Here is a 15960-nt window from a genome sequence, read left to right as displayed (position 1 = left end):
CATGCGTCTGCACTGCTGTTGCACCAAAAACTGAATTACTTCTGTCTCAGCTTTTGTAAGAGCTCCTTAAATGGAGTCTCTTGTGATTCTTTTTCCAGGGATGGCACAGAATCCTTTCGACCAATCAGCAAATCCATAAGGTCATTGTCTTCTAAGGCCAGCAACTGAGTTAATACTTTTCCATCTTCCGCATTCAGTTGAGCGCCGTAACGCTCAAAAAAACGCTGCAGAATTAAATCGTTTTCAAGCAAGCCTCTGCGGGCATCACTCTTTAGGCGATATAACTCTGCATTTGTGAGGGTCATACTGCCCTGCGTACCATCAATTCCTTGATCTTTCCAATTGCCTTGGTCGGATTCAAATGCTTAGGACATACGTCCACGCAGTTCATGATGGTGTGGCAACGGAATAAACGATACGGATCTTCCAAGTTGTCCAAACGCTGTGCCGTATCTTCATCACGACTATCGGCAATAAAGCGATAAGCCTGCAACAGACCAGCTGGACCAACGAACTTATCCGGGTTCCACCAGAAAGATGGGCATGAGGTTGAGCATGATGCGCACAAGATGCACTCATATAAACCGTTCAACTCTTCACGCTCTTCAGGACTCTGGAGGCGCTCTTTTTCTGGAGCTGGATTGTCGTTAACTAAGTAAGGCCTGATAGATAAGTATTGCTTGAAGAACAAAGTCATATCCACAATCAAATCGCGCACGACTGGCAAGCCAGGTAACGGACGCAATGTAATGACTTTTGGCAATGTCAACATATTGGTTAAGCATGCCAAACCATTCTTACCGTTAATGTTCATAGCATCTGAGCCACAAACACCTTCACGGCATGAACGACGATAAGAAATTGTTTCGTCTTGTTTCTTAAGAGAAATCAAGGCGTCCAACAACATACGCTCGCCAGTCAACTCAAGCTCGTAACGCTCCATGCGTGGGGCTGCATCGACATCTGGATCGTAGCGGTAAATTTCAAATATACGAATATCACTCATTTTTAATTTCTCTTCGCTTAGAAAGTACGTTCTTTAGGAGGGAAAGACTCAACCGTCAATGGCTTCAAAACAACCGGCTTGTAATCCAAGCGATTGCCTTCGCTATACCAAAGCGTATGCTTCATCCAATTGTCATCATCACGCTCTTGATGATCATCATGTGAGTGCGCACCACGACTTTCAGTACGCGCAGCAGCTGAAATCATTGTTGCGTTTGCAGCTTCGATCAAGTTAGCAACTTCCAAAGCCTCGATGCGAGCGGTATTGAAAATTTCAGACTTATCTTTGAGCCATAAATGTTTAGCGCGTTCGGTGAGCTTGGCCATTTGACGAACACCTTCGTCCATCAATTCTTGATTGCGGAATACGCCAGCATATTTCTGCATGGTTTTACGAATGTCATTGGCAACGTCTTGGGCATACTCACCAGATGTTGAGTTATCAAGAGCAGCAATGCGAGCCATTGTTTGCTCACCAGCATTTGCAGGCAATGGTTTGAATTCGCGATTCTTGAGATCCATCGCAACAATGTGATTACCTGCAGCGCGACCAAATACCAACAAGTCGAGCAATGAGTTCGTACCCAAACGGTTTGCACCATGAACGGATACGCATGAGCACTCACCAATTGCATACAAGCCATTAACGATTTCATTGTGCTTGCCGTTAGCAGGAACAACTACTTGACCATTAATGTTGGTAGGAATACCGCCCATCTGGTAGTGGATAGTTGGCACAACTGGAATTGGCTCTTTAGTAACGTCAACGTTAGCAAAGTTGATACCGATCTCATATACAGAAGGCAAACGCTTCATGATTGTCTCGGCGCCAATATGCGTTAAATCGAGAACTACATAATCACCGTTAGGACCGCAACCGCGCCCTTCTTTGATTTCTTGATCCATACAACGAGAAACGAAATCGCGTGGTGCCAAGTCTTTATAAGTAGGCGCATAACGCTCCATAAAGCGCTCACCATCTTTATTACGCAAGATACCGCCTTCACCGCGACAACCTTCTGTCAACAATACACCCGCACCAGCTACGCCAGTTGGGTGGAATTGCCAGAACTCCATATCTTCTAATGGAATGCCTGCACGAGCTGCGAGACCCATACCGTCGCCGGTATTAATAAATGCGTTTGTTGATGCATCCCAAATACGGCCCGCACCACCAGTAGCCATCATGACTACTTTAGTTTCCAAGATATAAACCTGGCCTGTTTCCATTTCTAGCGCAGTTACACCAACAACATCACCTGCGTCATCACGAATGAGGTCAAGTGCTAACCACTCTACGAAGAAGTTTGTTTTTGCACGTACGTTACGTTGATACAAGGTATGCAACATCGCGTGACCAGTACGGTCAGCTGCTGCGCAAGCACGTTGAACTGCTTTTTCGCCATAGTTGGCCGTGTGTCCACCAAATGGACGCTGATAAATCGTGCCATCTGGGTTGCGGTCAAACGGCATACCAAAGTGCTCAAGCTCGTAAACAACTTTAGGAGCTTCGCGACACATAAATTCGATCACATCTTGGTCACCTAACCAGTCAGAACCTTTGATAGTGTCGTAAAAGTGATAGTGCCAGTTATCTTCACTCATATTGCCCAGTGATGCACCGATACCGCCCTGTGCAGCAACAGTATGTGAGCGAGTTGGGAAAACTTTAGTTAATACCGCAACGTTCAAGCCAGCTTCTGCTAATTGCAAAGAAGCGCGCATACCTGAACCACCTGCACCAATAATTACCGCGTCGAAACGGCGGCGTGGCAATGCTTTTTTAATCGCAGTCATGAATTACACTTTCCACAAAATTTGTACGGCATAGGCCGCACAGGCTCCGAGATACAAAACAGTTAACACTTGGAGTGTTAAACGAATGCTGACTGGCTTGATGTAATCCATCCAAATATCACGGATACCAATCCAAGCGTGATAGAACAAGCTAATGAAGAATAAAAGCGTTAAGAGCTTCATGAACTGATTGCTAAACAATGCAGCCCAGCCTTCATAAGTTGCGCTACCAGTGATGCAGTAGTCAATCACTAACACGACTGTGAAAACAACCATCACGATGGCAGTTACACGTTGAATAATCCACTCTTTAAGGCCGTAGTGCGCTCCAACAACTAAGCGCTTAGGTCCAATTTGATAAATAGGCATTAGATTTCCTTAATAAAGAAGTGCTTAGTACAAGCCAAACAGTTTGAGACCAACAACCGCAGTCAAAGCAAGACCTAAGAAAAATACAAAGATCGCTGAGCGGTTGGCATCAACCTTTTCAACACCAATCTCTAAATCCAGCAAGAGATAACGAATGCCGGCGCAGAAATGGTGCAAGAAAGACCAAATCAATCCAAGGAGAATGATCTTTACAAGAACGTGACCAGTGATGGCTTGGAACTTTTGATAGCTCATCTCGGACGCCAAACTTTGATCCAAGAGATAAAGCAGAAATGGCAACATTAAAAACAATGCCGCCCCGCTAATGCGATGAAGAATTGATACTTTTCCAGCCCAAGGAAGGCGGTATTTGATCAACTGGGCAAGACCAATGTTTCGATAAACCGGTCTATCTTTTTTTACGTTTTGCTGTGCATCAACCATGGGTAATCTCAATCTTTCGGTGGAGGTTCAGTGTGGTTTTGTTGTGTTGCAACATATTCTATTGGAAACCTTGAGGGTGGTGGGGACTTTTTAGCGTTTAAAGGGGTTAAATAGTGGTTTTTACTGATTTTTGAGTGTACTACCTAGTTCAATTTATTGTCGTAGTGCTGATCAGAAGTGTCATACCTTGCGTGCCGAATTTCTACTGGTTTATTCCCGTAGGTAAAAGCCACACGCTCAACAGAAAGCAAGGCAGCCCCCTCTGGCACTTCAAGGTGTTTGGCAAGCTCTGAATTGGCTAGGACAGCCTTAATCTTTTCTTCTGCCCGCACCATATGAGTGGCGTACTCGCTCTCATAGAAAGCGTACATTGGGCCAGGCCATGCATTGAGCGCATCAAGAGTTAGCCCCTTAAAACGTGCTTCAGGCAACCAAATTTCCTCAAAAACGATCGGACGCCCTGCAGAGCTTTGAACGCGATCGATTCGAATAATGGGGTCGCCTGCCTTTAATTTAAGCAACTTTGCAATATAGGCATCGGATTGGATGTTTTCACAAGCTAAAAACTGGTTTTTAAGATGTAACTTATCCCCAGAATCCGGTTCCAAACGTAAAAAACGGTATTGAAAGTCCTCTTCTTGATGGGTTGCTACAAAAGTACCCTTACCTTGACGTCTCACTAGTAGATTAAGGGCGGCTAACTCATCAATCGCCTTGCGCACAGTCCCCTGACTGACGGCATATCGAGCTGCAAGCTCCATTTCACTGGGGATAGCGTCACCAGGCAACCATTCGGAGGCCTGCAAACTCGCCAAAATCATGGCTTTGATTTGCTCATAAAGTGGGCTAAATGAGGCTATGGGTTCAGATATCAATGACAAATTAACTCCAGGGCAGCTTCTATTGGATAAAATTCAAGCTTATCTCATATCTTATATAAGACATGATTGACAGTGTAAATGGAAAGTCCATACACTTGAATGGATAATAGAAAAGATTTCAATTAATTAACCTCAACTGGAGTTATTAGTAATGGCAAAAGCCCCAATGCGTGTTGCAGTCACCGGTGCAGCCGGTCAAATCGGTTATTCCCTCCTCTTTCGCATCGCCAATGGTGATTTGTTAGGTAAAGATCAGCCAGTAATCCTCCAGTTGCTTGAAATTCCAGATGAAAAGGCTCAAAAAGCCTTAACTGGCGTAATGATGGAATTAGAAGATTGCGCATTCCCATTGTTGGCTGGCATGACAGCCCACTCTGACCCAATGACAGCATTCAAAGATATCGACGTTGCTTTGTTGGTTGGCGCACGTCCACGTGGCCCTGGTATGGAGCGCAAAGACTTGCTCTCAGCCAATGCTCAAATTTTCACAGCCCAAGGTAAAGCATTGAATGCGGTTGCTAAGAAAACTGTGAAGGTATTGGTTGTTGGTAACCCAGCAAACACAAATGCTTACATCGCTATGAAATCTGCTCCAGATATTCCTGCGAAGAACTTCACAGCAATGTTGCGCTTGGATCACAATCGCGCGCTCTCACAATTGGCTAACAAGTTGAACAAGCCTGTTGCTGATATCGAGAAATTAGTTGTTTGGGGTAACCATAGCCCAACAATGTACCCAGACTATCGCTTTGCAACTATTGATGGCAAGTCCGTAAAAGACAGCATCAACGATGCGGCATGGAATAAAGATACATTCATTCCTACAGTTGGCAAACGTGGTGCGGCAATTATTGAAGCACGCGGCCTCTCCTCTGCAGCGTCTGCAGCTAACGCAGCAATCGATCACATTCGTGACTGGGTTCTCGGCACAAATGGCAAGTGGGTCACTATGGGTATTCCATCTAAAGGTGAGTACGGAATTCCTGCTGAAGTAATTTACGGTTACCCAGTAATTTGCGAAAACGGCGAATACAAAATGGTTGAAGGTTTGGAAATCGATGAGTTCTCACGCGAGCGTATGAACCACACTCTCAACGAATTGCTTGAAGAACAAGCTGGCGTTAAGCACCTGCTCTCATAAGGATTACTACACATGAAGAAAACTCTTCTCATCATTAGCCTAGCAACAGCTGGCCTCTTAGGTTCAGCATCTGCTATTGCTAACGAAGAAGTAACCACTTGGACTTGTAGCGAAAGCAAGCAATTCAAAACTACAGGTACAACTGAATTGGTTCGCATTACTTGGGAATCCAAAACATTTGACTTGAAGCGCGAAAATTCCTTACCAGGAAGCTTGCGTTACAAAAACACCAACAGTGGGCATGACCTCGTAGTGCTGGGTAACAAAGCAATGCTATTTAACATTAAGTCTGGAACTCGTCTTGCTGATTTCTGCCAAACTGCAGAAATGAAAACAGGTAAGCTCCCGCACTTATTTGCAAATTCAGAACCTTTTATTCAGAACTAAAAGTAATCGCATCAAAATAAAAAGCCGAGAATTTCTCGGCTTTTTTTATTCCCATCTTGTTCAGGTATATGAATTTGATCTAGTGAAATAGAGGCTGCTGTGTAGGTGCGTCGTCTGGCAACTCAGCATGAACAGCATCTCCCGATCGATCGGGAAACAGTGGCGCTCCGCAATCATCGCAAAGCTCCGGATCAAACAACATTGCATGACGAAAGACATCCTCAACGCCAGCATCATGAAGCGCATCAGCAATCCGCTTCATCGGACTCTCATCATCAGATAAATCATTCAGGGCATCATTGGCAACGCTCTCACGATCATAGAGTGGCCAGATAACGCCATAAACCACCTCGGATGAACCTTTCAAACTGAATGAAATGCGGTACTCATCTGCCTGCTCCTCACCAAATGCACCCACTACACAAGACAATCCAGCAGGCAAAACACCAAGCGTGCTCTCAAGAAAATTGACGCCCGCACGAATGCTCAATGGACGCACTTGTTTATCTGCCAAGCGGCAGTTTGTGAAATAGGCTTCTGGAAGCAAGAGTTCAAACTCACAACCCGGTAAAAGTGAGGCAATAGGTTCTTGCATCGTGTTTTGCCAACCAATCAAACTAACGCCCCGCTCTTGTCGCGTTGGCGCTTCAGCCTGCCAACGGAAAAGTGGAGCCCCTGAAGGCGCAGCCACAGCGGCAATGATGAAACGTGGATCAGCTAATACTGCAATCGTCTCTGACATCTCACGCAACTCGAGCTTAACTTCACTTGAAGAAATGGCAGCTTTTGCAAGCGCCTCAGTGAGTAAGCGTGTTTGGCAATGAGAATGCGGCATTTGATCAATACTGTAGAGCCAAGGAACAATTGCTAAACGTGCTTCCGTAGAAGCAATTGAGTTGTGCAATGCTGTTGCAGTAGATTCAATGACATTTAATGGTAGCGCGCCAGAGGGAATCTGATAACGTGTGTGTGCAACGATTGGTAAAGCCAATAACAACACATCCCAGCTTTGATTTTCATGCTCTATGGTGAGTGATTCGGCAAGAGTTTCTGCAGAATCGGCTAGCACTTCAAAGGCCACGGTATTAATACGGAAAGTTTGATCTAGCGCAGCATCAATCACATTCTGATTTTGACTTTTTAACAAGCGCATTAAGCGAACATTTAAACGCTCTTCCCAGTAACGATCTTCCATTTGACTGCCAGAAGCGGCCAAAGAGATAGCATCCGCTACCAAGCGCTCCACATCTGGAGAAGCGCGTTGTGAGGATTTAGTGCGATGAACAGCCATGGTGCACTCTCCTACTTTCTTTCGGGACGTCTAAATAGCGGTTTGTCTGGTTTTGATTCAGAAGCGACATATTTGTAGCCATCCAAATTAAAGCCCTTCAAATCTGCTGGATCAGTGATGCGATTTTCAACAACGTAGCGAGCCATTAATCCCCTAGCCCGCTTGGCATAAAAAGAAATGATTTTGTACTTACCGTCTTTGCCATCCTGAAACACCGGAGAAATGACTGGGCACTCTAAGTTTTTTGCTTGCAATACCTTGAAATACTCTTCAGAGGCTAAATTGAGGAGCACAGGCTTCTTTTGCTTTTCTAGCAAGTTCTTTAGCGAATCGGTCACACGATCGCCCCAGAATGCGTATAAGTCTTTTCCTCGAGCGTTCTTAAACGATGTTCCCATCTCTAAGCGGTAAGGCTGCATTAAGTCTAAGGGGCGCAATGCACCATATAAGCCAGAGAGAATACGGATATGTTCCTGTGCAAAATCAATGGACTTGGCTTTGAGGGTCTTGACGTCGAAACCATCATAGACGTCACCATCAAAAGCATAAATGGCGGGCTTGCTATTTTCATCGGTGAATTTCTTGGACCAGTCACGATAGCGGCCTACATTCAGTGCAGCCAACTGGTCCGATAGACCCATCAGATTGGCGACCTCTTGAGGCGAAAGCTTCTTTAGCTCAGCTATCAGCTTTGCCGATTCCGAAACAAACTCCGGCAAAGTCGGGTCTTTGACCTTGACGGGGGTTTTGTAATCTAGGGATTTAGCAGGTGAAAGTACGATCAGCATGGCACAATTTGAATATGAATTTCTACCATTCTAGCGACTACCTACCTTATTTGCCCTAAACCGCCAGCATGGACCAAAACCACCCTCTGACCCCTGCCTTCCCTAGCCGTCTACCCGAGGTAGGGACAACGGTATTTAGCGTGATGTCCGCCCTTGCTGCAAAACACCAAGCCATTAACTTAGGTCAAGGGTTTCCAGACTTTCCCTGCAATCGAGAACTCATATCCCAGGTTAATAAGGCAATGCTGGCTGACCATAATCAATACCCACCAATGATCGGGGTTTCAGACTTACGTCAGGGCGTGTCACAAAAAATATCCACCCTATATGGTCATGACTACGATCCCGATACTGAGATCACCATCACTGCTGGTGGTACTCAAGGAATCTTGACGGCAATCTTGTCATGCGTCAGTCCAGGCGATGAAGTTGTCATTATTGAACCAGCCTATGACAGCTATCGCCCATCAATTGAATTAGCTGGTGGCAAAACTGTTGCCGTTTCTTTGACCGCTAATCGCGATGGGCAAGGAAGCGTGAATTCCTATTCGATTCCCTGGGATGAGCTAGCAAAAGCATTTAATCCAAAAACACGACTCATCATCATTAACTCACCGCACAATCCAACCGGTATGGTGTGGCAAAAATCCGATCTTGATCGCTTAGCTAGTTTAGTAAGAAATACTAATGCGCTGATCTTAAGTGACGAAGTCTATGAGCACATGGTATTTGATGGGCTTAATCACGTGAGTATTGCGAGCCATCCTGAATTGGCTGCGCGAAGTTTTGTGATATCGAGCTTTGGTAAAACCTATCATGTCACCGGCTGGAAGGTAGGTTATGTGGCTGCACCGTCATCGATGACGAAAGAGTTTCGTAAAGTTCATCAGTTCAACGTATTTACAGTGAACACACCAATGCAATACGGTTTAGCGGAATACCTCAAGAACGCAGATCATTACCTAGGGCTACCATCTTTTTATCAAGCTAAGCGGGATTTTTTTAGCAAAGGACTTGAGAGAACTGGTTTCAAATTATTGCCAGCACCAGCGACCTATTTTCAGTGCGTTAATTACACTAAATTAAGTATTCCCCAAGCAAAGATGAACGAAGCCGATTTTTGTTCATGGCTAACTACTGGGATCGGTGTAGCTGCTATTCCTGTTTCTGCTTTTTATTCCAAGCCTGTCGAGTCAGGCGTGATCCGTTTTTGTTTTGCTAAAGAAGAAAAAACACTTACCGCAGCATTAGAGCGTTTACAAACCCTATAAAAGAGAAAAGATTATGGCAATAAGTAAACCCAATAAAGACATCATTGATGTTTATAGCTGGCCAACGCCAAATGGGCATAAGGTGCACATCATGCTCGAGGAATGCGGCTATAAATTAGGCAAAGACTGGATCGCCCATCCGATTGATATTGGAGCCGGTGACCAGTTCAAACCCGACTTCTTGGCGATTAGCCCAAACAACAAGATTCCAGCCATTACCGATCCCAATGGTCCAGATGGCAAACCTATCCACCTCTTTGAGTCTGGCGCAATCCTGCTCTATCTGGCAGCCAAAACAGGGAAGTTATTACCAAAATCCACTCGAGCCAAATACGAGGTCTTGCAATGGCTTATGTTCCAAATGGGCGGTTTAGGGCCACTTTTAGGTCAAAACCACCACTTTCGGATCTACGCACCCGAAAAAATTGAGTATGCAATCAATCGCTACACTAACGAAGCTAAGCGCCTATATGGGGTGATCGATCATCAACTGAAAGATAATCCGTATATAGCTGGAAAGAGTTACTCCATTGCCGATATCGCGATATTCCCGTGGACACGTAATTGGAAGAATCAAGGTATCGATATCAACGAGTACCCGCATTTCAAGCGCTGGTTTGAAATGATTGGTGAGCGCCCTGCTGTTCAGCGTGGCGTTGAAGTATTAACTGCATTACGTAAGCCCTTGCATGATGACAAAGCAAGAGAGCAATTATTTGGTTCATCACAGTATCAAAAAAGGAAATAGCATGAAGATTCAATCGGTCGGAGTTATTGGTGCAGGTACGATGGGCAACGGTATCGCGCAAGTATGCGCAGTCGCTGGGCTAGATGTTGTGATGGTTGATATCAGTGATGCAGCAGTTGAGCGTGGCTTGAGTCAGATTAGCAAGAGTTTGGATCGACTTGTTAAAAAAGAAACGTTGACGACCGAAGGAAAGGATGCGGCATTAAAGCGTATCAAAGGCAGTACTTCATATTCTGACTTCAAGGGTCTTCAATTAGTGATTGAAGCTGCCACCGAAAATCAAGCTGTTAAAGAAAAGATTTTGAAGCAAGTTGATGAGATCGTCAGCAAAGAAACCATTATTGCTACCAATACCTCTTCACTCTCGATTACCAAGCTTGCCGCACTAGATTCCAATCCAAGCCGATTTATTGGCATGCACTTTTTTAATCCGCCACCAATGATGGCATTGGTTGAGGTGATTCGCGGCTTGCAAACTTCAGACGCAACGCATGCAGCGATTATTGAAATGGCTAAGCGCATTGGTAAAGAGCCAATCACTGTAAAGAATTCTCCTGGATTTGTTGTGAATCGCATTTTGTTGCCGATGATTAATGAAGCCTTCTTCGTTCTTCATGAAGGTCTCGCCAGCCCTGAGGATATTGATGCCGGTATGAAGTTAGGCTGCAACCAACCGATTGGCCCGCTTGCCCTCGCCGACCTAATTGGTCTTGATACCTGCCTTGCGGTGATGGAAGTCTATTTTGAGAACTTCAGCGACTCTAAGTATCGCCCTTGCCCACTACTACGTGAGATGGTGGCCGCAGGTTACCTCGGTCGTAAGACTGGGCGCGGCGTCTATACCTACGATCAGTAATTTTTCAACTCAATATCAACCAATTTAACTAAAGAAGTTTTCGTGAACCCATTACCACCCCTAGTTCGTAAATTAGCCTACGCCGGCCTAATCCCATTTGTTGGTCTCGCCTTAATGGTGCAGTTAGCGCCGACACCACTCAATTATTTGAGTGCAGAATCCTTAGCTGGTTATGGGGCCGTGATTACGTCTTTCATGGGAGCATTACATTGGGGTGCTAATTTGCACACACTAGGTAAAGCACCTCCGGGTGATCGTTGGGAAGATCGGAATGCCTGGATTTGGGGTGTGATCCCAGCATTGGTAGCCTGGGTTGCGCTACACATTTATATTCCAGTTGGTCTGGTAATCCTGGCCTCAGCTTTGCTTATCCAACGCAATATTGATAAAGAAACCTATCAATACTATTTTTCAAGTGAAGAAGCTTGTGCAGCTTTCATGACCTTACGAAATCGACTCACACTCGTTTCTGTAAGCTGCTTAGTTTGGGCAGCTCTAGTAATTTTGTTTGTGCAAAATTAAATCGGCAGCTATGGGCAATCTATTTGATCAAGCGCCACCGCCTCCATTGGCGGAAGCCTTGCGCCCAAAAACTATTGAAGAAGTCATTGGGCAAACGCACCTGCTGGCAGCCGGCAAGCCACTCAATTTAGCCTTTGCCTCTGGCAAGCCTCACTCGATGATTCTGTGGGGGCCGCCAGGAGTTGGTAAGACCACACTGGCAAGACTTTCTGCAAAGGCGTTTGATCGCGAGTTCATTGCGATATCGGCTGTACTTGCAGGCGTAAAAGAAATCCGCGAGGCTATTGAACAAGCCCAACAGAGCATGTCTCAATACGGAAGACAAACTATTTTGTTTGTAGATGAAATTCATCGCTTTAATAAGAGTCAACAAGACGCCCTATTGCCGCATGTTGAGTCTGGCTTGTTTACCTTTATTGGCGCCACTACTGAAAACCCTTCATTTGAGGTGAACTCAGCACTGCTCTCGCGAGCACAAGTTTATGTACTAAAGTCTTTGGGCGCTGCAGAGTTAAAGCAATTATTTGATCGTGCGCGCGAATATGCAATGCCTGAGATTGCTTTCGAGGCTGATGCAATTGATACCCTAATCTCTCATGCCGATGGAGATGCTAGGCGACTGCTCAATTTAGTTGAGCAAGTGCGAAATGCGGTTACTACTCCTAACTCCAAGATAACAACTGTTAATCAACAGTTTATTGAGAATGCTTTAACTGTTCAGGCACGCCGTTTTGATAAAGGCGGAGATCATTTTTATGATCAGATCTCTGCCCTGCATAAGTCGGTACGCGGCTCTAATCCAGATGCAGCGCTGTATTGGTTTTGCAGAATGCTAGATGGTGGAGCAGATCCGCGCTATCTCGCCCGAAGAATTATTCGCATGGCTTGGGAAGATATTGGCCTTGCTGATCCAAGAGCAATGCAGCTAGCAAATGATGCCGCCCAAACTTTTGAGCGACTTGGCTCACCCGAAGGTGAGCTGGCACTAGGACAAGCAGTTGTGTATTTGGCCATTGCTGCCAAAAGCAATGCAAGCTATAAAGCCTACAACGCAGCTAGGGCCTATGTTGCAAATGATCAAAGCAAACCAGTCCCTAACCATTTACGCAATGCTCCGACCAAGCTCATGAAAGAGTTAGGCCACGGCAAAGAATATCGCTATGCACATGATGAGCCCCATGCTTATGCTGCTGGAGAGTCTTATCTCCCAGAGGGAATGGCAGAGCCACACTGGTATGAGCCAGTTGATCGGGGCTTAGAGAGCCAGATTGCTGAGAAGATGGCTTTCTTACGCAAGTTAGATGAGGAATCGAATAAGAAATGATTCAAGATCTAAAGAGTGCAACTCCAATTGCCGGGACTTTTTATTACGACATCATCTCTCCTTTCTCGTATTTCTACATCAAACAGCGACACCGCCTTGATCAGCGCGTCAATATTCAACCAATTCCGATCTTGCTCGGCGGTCTCTTTCGAGCAACCGATAATCGCGGACCTGGAGAAATAGAAGCAAAGCGCCCTCACACATACCAATACTGCGTATGGCTTGCTGACAAGCTTGGCTTGCCATTTCAATTTCCGGATCACCACCCTTTTTTGACTGTGGCTGCGCAACGTCTACTTGTTCAACAAGATGCTCAATGGGAAATGGTTGAGCGTGCATTTGAATTTGTTTGGGTAGAGGGCAAGGATCCCAATTTATCCTGGCCAGAATTCTGTCAATACCTTGGTTTGGAAGCCGATACGCCAAAACCAGATGCTCCGGATATCAAGGCCAAGCTAATTAGCAATACGGAGAAAGCTAAAGCAGATGGTGCATTTGGTGTACCAACCTTAGTTATTCATGGTCATGCGTTTTGGGGAGTCGATACCATCGACTGGGCTTTGGATTATCTAGACAGACCCAAGATGTTTGAAGAGGCAGCTTACCAGCACGCGGGCCAACTACCATCTGGCCTTTGAGCAATACAATAAGATTTATCCCATTTTTACTAGATTTTTAAGGACATTCACTATGCGCAAAATCATTGCCTCTCTATTCATGATTACCAGCCTCATTACTAGTGCGGCATGCTTTGCAGGCCCTAAAGTTGAATTCAAAACTACCATGGGTAATTTTGTAGTCGAACTCGATTCTGTAAAAGCACCAAAAACCACTGCCAACTTTTTGAACTACGTAAATAGCGGGTTTTATAACGGCACTATTTTTCACCGTGTGATTGATGGCTTCATGATTCAAGGTGGCGGCTTTACTCCTGACTTGGTTCAAAAGCCTACTAATGCCCCAGTAGTTTCAGAAGCTCAAAATGGTCTCAAGAATGACACCTACACCATTGCAATGGCTCGTACCTCTGATCCTGATTCCGCAACTGCCCAGTTCTTTATTAACGTTAAGGACAACGAAGGCTTGAATTACCCAAATGCGATGGGCAATGGCTACACGGTATTCGGCAAAGTAATTTCTGGAACACAAACCATTGATGCAATCCGTAAAATTCCTACGATGGTTGCACCAGCACCGAAAATGGGACGCATGGCAGATGTTCCTAGCAAGACGGTTACGATTGAATCTGCAACTGTTCTCAAGTAATTTCTACAGATCTATTTGAGCTCTGACGGTCAATACATGATCTTGCTGGATGATGCCCAGAGCACTCAAGCTCAGCCTAGCAGCCGCCTATATCAAAATGCTCTTCAGTGCTGGACTGTCTACCCTCAGTCCAGCTATTCGGAGACAATTTCCGCTGTAGATCAATGCCTGCGTAATATCAATGAAGCATTGCGTCAGGGCGAATATGTTGTCGCAGCGTTTGCTTATGAATTGGGCTTATACATTCATAAAATTGATCGGCTCATCGCTGAGGATCAGAAAAATCACCCGCTAATTCAGGCATGGTCTTTTAGATCCTATGAAAGCCTTAGCAAGCAGGATGTTGATGCCTTCATTAAGGGCGCAGTTGCGACCCTAAATTCTGAATCTCAAGTTGCAGGCGTTGCTAATCTTCATTTTTCTATTGATGAAGAGAAATTTAAGTCCGATATTGAGACTATTCAGGAGTACATTCGTAATGGTGATACTTACCAAATTAATCACACCTTTCGGATAACGGGAGAGGCCTATGGTGACCCGCTCGCACTGTATTCACGATTAAGAAGTCGCCAACCAGGAAGATTTGGTGCATTTATTGAGAGTGACTCGAACTATATTCTTTCTCAGTCCCCTGAGTTATTTATTCAGAAGCAAGGCGGCACTCTAAAAGCTATGCCAATGAAAGGCACCGCTAGTGCATTAAATGATTCAGCAGAGCACCTATCAGCTGACGCTAAGAATCAAGCAGAGAACGTCATGATTGTTGATTTACTGCGTAATGATCTTAGTCGCTTGGCTCTACCTGGAACCGTTTCTGTTCCAGAGCTCTTTGAGGTCGCCAGATACGGTGATGTACTCCAAATGACATCAACTGTTCAGGCTAAGATAAAACCGGGAATTGAGTTACGTGATGTACTCGATGCTGTCTTTCCTTGTGGCTCCGTAACTGGAGCACCCAAGAAACGCAGCATGCAAATCATCCAAGAATTGGAGCCACAAGATCGCGGCTACTATTGCGGCGCACTTGGCTGGATCGATCCTAGCGGCGACTTTGCATTTAGCGTTCCTATCCGCACACTTGAAATTGAACGGAGTATCGACTCGCATGCAGCACCATTTACATTGGGCATCGGCGCCGGTATCACGATTGATTCTGAAGCTTCGCAAGAATGGGAGGAATGCCAGATTAAAGCGGCTTTCTTAAGCAAGCTCCCCAGCGAGCTAGGGCTTTTTGAAACGATCTTAGTTAGTCAAGGCAAAGCTCAGCATCTGCAACTTCACTTAGAGCGTTTGTCCGATTCAGCTCTAGCGCTTTGCATTCCCTACTCCATGACCGACATAAGCAAGGTTATTGAGAGCGCTTGCAAGAATGTCTCTAGCGATACTGACTACCGCTTGCGATTGGATTTGGATTATTCTGGGAAACCCAGTTACCAAATCTCCCCAATCAGCCCCCTTCCTGAATCAGTGAAGATTTTTTGGGCAAGCGATATTCTTCCTGACCCAGATAATGCCACCCTTCACTCTGGCAATGTTTTGCTGAGGCATAAAGTGAGTAGTAGAGATATTTATGACCAGGCCTGGAAATTAGCAGAAGAGCATGGTGGCTTTGACGCTCTTTTTGTTAACGAACAAGGCTTTGTCACCGAAGGCGGAAGAAGCAGCATCTTTATTAAGTCGGGCGATCGATGGCTGACGCCACCAGTCACAGCAGGCCTACTGCCAGGAGTCATGAGGTCAATCATATTGAATGATTCAAAATGGAATGCCCATGAGGCAAACCTGACTATTGATGATGTTCGAAATGCAAAAGAGATTATGCTTAGCAATGCACTACGTGGCCATATCACCGCCCATTTTTAGAAAGCCC

The 15960-nt window shown here is 45.3% G+C and carries 18 protein-coding genes; 10 read left to right on the top strand and 8 right to left on the bottom strand.

The window, feature by feature from the left end; genetic code table 11:
* Nucleotides 1-35: 35 nt before the first annotated feature.
* The 6 genes from ICN25_RS08135 to ICN25_RS08110 form a co-directional block, all read right to left on the bottom strand.
* Complete coding sequence (locus ICN25_RS08135) at nt 36-305, bottom strand: succinate dehydrogenase assembly factor 2 (RefSeq protein ID WP_216181229.1); 270 nt, start codon at nt 303-305, stop codon at nt 36-38.
* The gene (locus ICN25_RS08130; RefSeq protein WP_216181226.1) at nt 302-1006 is read right to left on the bottom strand and encodes a succinate dehydrogenase iron-sulfur subunit; all 705 of its coding nucleotides are present in this window, start codon (nt 1004-1006) and stop codon (nt 302-304) included. Before ICN25_RS08130 ends, ICN25_RS08135 begins: the two co-directional genes overlap by 4 nt.
* A 17-nt stretch (nt 1007-1023) precedes the next feature.
* The gene (gene sdhA / locus ICN25_RS08125) at nt 1024-2802 is read right to left on the bottom strand and encodes a succinate dehydrogenase flavoprotein subunit (RefSeq protein WP_216181223.1); all 1779 of its coding nucleotides are present in this window, start codon (nt 2800-2802) and stop codon (nt 1024-1026) included.
* 3 nt (nt 2803-2805) lie between these two features.
* Nucleotides 2806-3171, bottom strand: coding sequence for a succinate dehydrogenase, hydrophobic membrane anchor protein (sdhD, locus tag ICN25_RS08120; RefSeq protein ID WP_216181220.1), 366 nt, complete (start codon nt 3169-3171; stop codon nt 2806-2808).
* A 24-nt stretch (nt 3172-3195) separates the two neighbouring features.
* Nucleotides 3196-3615, bottom strand: a complete 420-nt coding sequence (gene sdhC / locus ICN25_RS08115) for a succinate dehydrogenase, cytochrome b556 subunit (protein WP_216181217.1) — start codon at nt 3613-3615, stop codon at nt 3196-3198.
* A gap of 143 nt (nt 3616-3758) precedes the next feature.
* Nucleotides 3759-4496, bottom strand: coding sequence for a GntR family transcriptional regulator (locus tag ICN25_RS08110; RefSeq protein ID WP_216181213.1), 738 nt, complete (start codon nt 4494-4496; stop codon nt 3759-3761).
* Nucleotides 4497-4647: 151 nt separating this feature from the next.
* Here ICN25_RS08110 and ICN25_RS08105 point away from each other — a divergent pair, with 151 nt between their 5' ends.
* Nucleotides 4648-5637: a malate dehydrogenase gene (locus ICN25_RS08105; RefSeq protein WP_216181210.1), complete on the top strand. Its 990-nt coding sequence runs from the start codon at nt 4648-4650 to the stop codon at nt 5635-5637.
* Between the two features lie 12 nt (nt 5638-5649).
* Nucleotides 5650-6024, top strand: coding sequence for a hypothetical protein (locus tag ICN25_RS08100; RefSeq protein ID WP_216181207.1), 375 nt, complete (start codon nt 5650-5652; stop codon nt 6022-6024).
* Between the two features lie 79 nt (nt 6025-6103).
* Here ICN25_RS08100 and ICN25_RS08095 read toward each other — a convergent pair whose 3' ends face one another.
* Nucleotides 6104-7315, bottom strand: coding sequence for a DUF2863 family protein (locus ICN25_RS08095; RefSeq protein ID WP_216181205.1), 1212 nt, complete (start codon nt 7313-7315; stop codon nt 6104-6106).
* 11 nt (nt 7316-7326) lie between these two features.
* Nucleotides 7327-8103 carry a peroxide stress protein YaaA gene (yaaA, locus tag ICN25_RS08090; RefSeq protein ID WP_216181203.1) on the bottom strand — a complete coding sequence of 259 codons (777 nt, stop codon included), beginning with the start codon at nt 8101-8103 and terminating at the stop codon, nt 7327-7329.
* Between the two features lie 68 nt (nt 8104-8171).
* On the opposite strand from yaaA, the gene ICN25_RS08085 reads away from it, so the two are divergent.
* The 8 genes from ICN25_RS08085 to ICN25_RS08050 all read left to right on the top strand — a co-directional run bounded on the left by ICN25_RS08085 (nt 8172) and on the right by ICN25_RS08050 (nt 15953).
* Nucleotides 8172-9374, top strand: a complete 1203-nt coding sequence (locus ICN25_RS08085; protein ID WP_216181200.1) for a methionine aminotransferase — start codon at nt 8172-8174, stop codon at nt 9372-9374.
* Nucleotides 9375-9414: 40 nt separating this feature from the next.
* A complete protein-coding gene (locus tag ICN25_RS08080) occupies nt 9415-10122 on the top strand; it encodes a glutathione binding-like protein (RefSeq protein ID WP_216182238.1) in 708 nt (235 codons plus the stop codon).
* A gap of 1 nt (nt 10123) precedes the next feature.
* Complete coding sequence (locus ICN25_RS08075) at nt 10124-10978, top strand: 3-hydroxybutyryl-CoA dehydrogenase (protein ID WP_216181197.1); 855 nt, start codon at nt 10124-10126, stop codon at nt 10976-10978.
* 42 nt (nt 10979-11020) lie between these two features.
* Nucleotides 11021-11500: a DUF3429 family protein gene (locus ICN25_RS08070; protein ID WP_216181194.1), complete on the top strand. Its 480-nt coding sequence runs from the start codon at nt 11021-11023 to the stop codon at nt 11498-11500.
* A 10-nt stretch (nt 11501-11510) separates the two neighbouring features.
* Nucleotides 11511-12824 (top strand): replication-associated recombination protein A, encoded by a 1314-nt coding sequence (locus tag ICN25_RS08065; protein ID WP_216181191.1) that lies wholly within the window; start codon nt 11511-11513, stop codon nt 12822-12824.
* Nucleotides 12821-13462, top strand: a complete 642-nt coding sequence (locus ICN25_RS08060; RefSeq protein ID WP_216181187.1) for a 2-hydroxychromene-2-carboxylate isomerase — start codon at nt 12821-12823, stop codon at nt 13460-13462. The genes ICN25_RS08065 and ICN25_RS08060 overlap by 4 nt, the downstream gene beginning before the upstream one ends.
* A gap of 79 nt (nt 13463-13541) precedes the next feature.
* A complete protein-coding gene (locus ICN25_RS08055) occupies nt 13542-14090 on the top strand; it encodes a peptidylprolyl isomerase (protein WP_255535953.1) in 549 nt (182 codons plus the stop codon).
* Nucleotides 14091-14105: 15 nt separating this feature from the next.
* The gene (locus ICN25_RS08050) at nt 14106-15953 is read left to right on the top strand and encodes a bifunctional chorismate-binding protein/class IV aminotransferase (RefSeq protein WP_255536729.1); all 1848 of its coding nucleotides are present in this window, start codon (nt 14106-14108) and stop codon (nt 15951-15953) included.
* Nucleotides 15954-15960 lie beyond the last annotated feature (7 nt).

Origin of the sequence: Polynucleobacter sp. 80A-SIGWE (assembly GCF_018882295.1) — a bacterium.
Lineage (GTDB): Bacteria > Pseudomonadota > Gammaproteobacteria > Burkholderiales > Burkholderiaceae > Polynucleobacter.
Note: the sequence above shows the minus strand (reverse complement) of the source record. Positions and strands in the feature narration are given on the sequence as shown.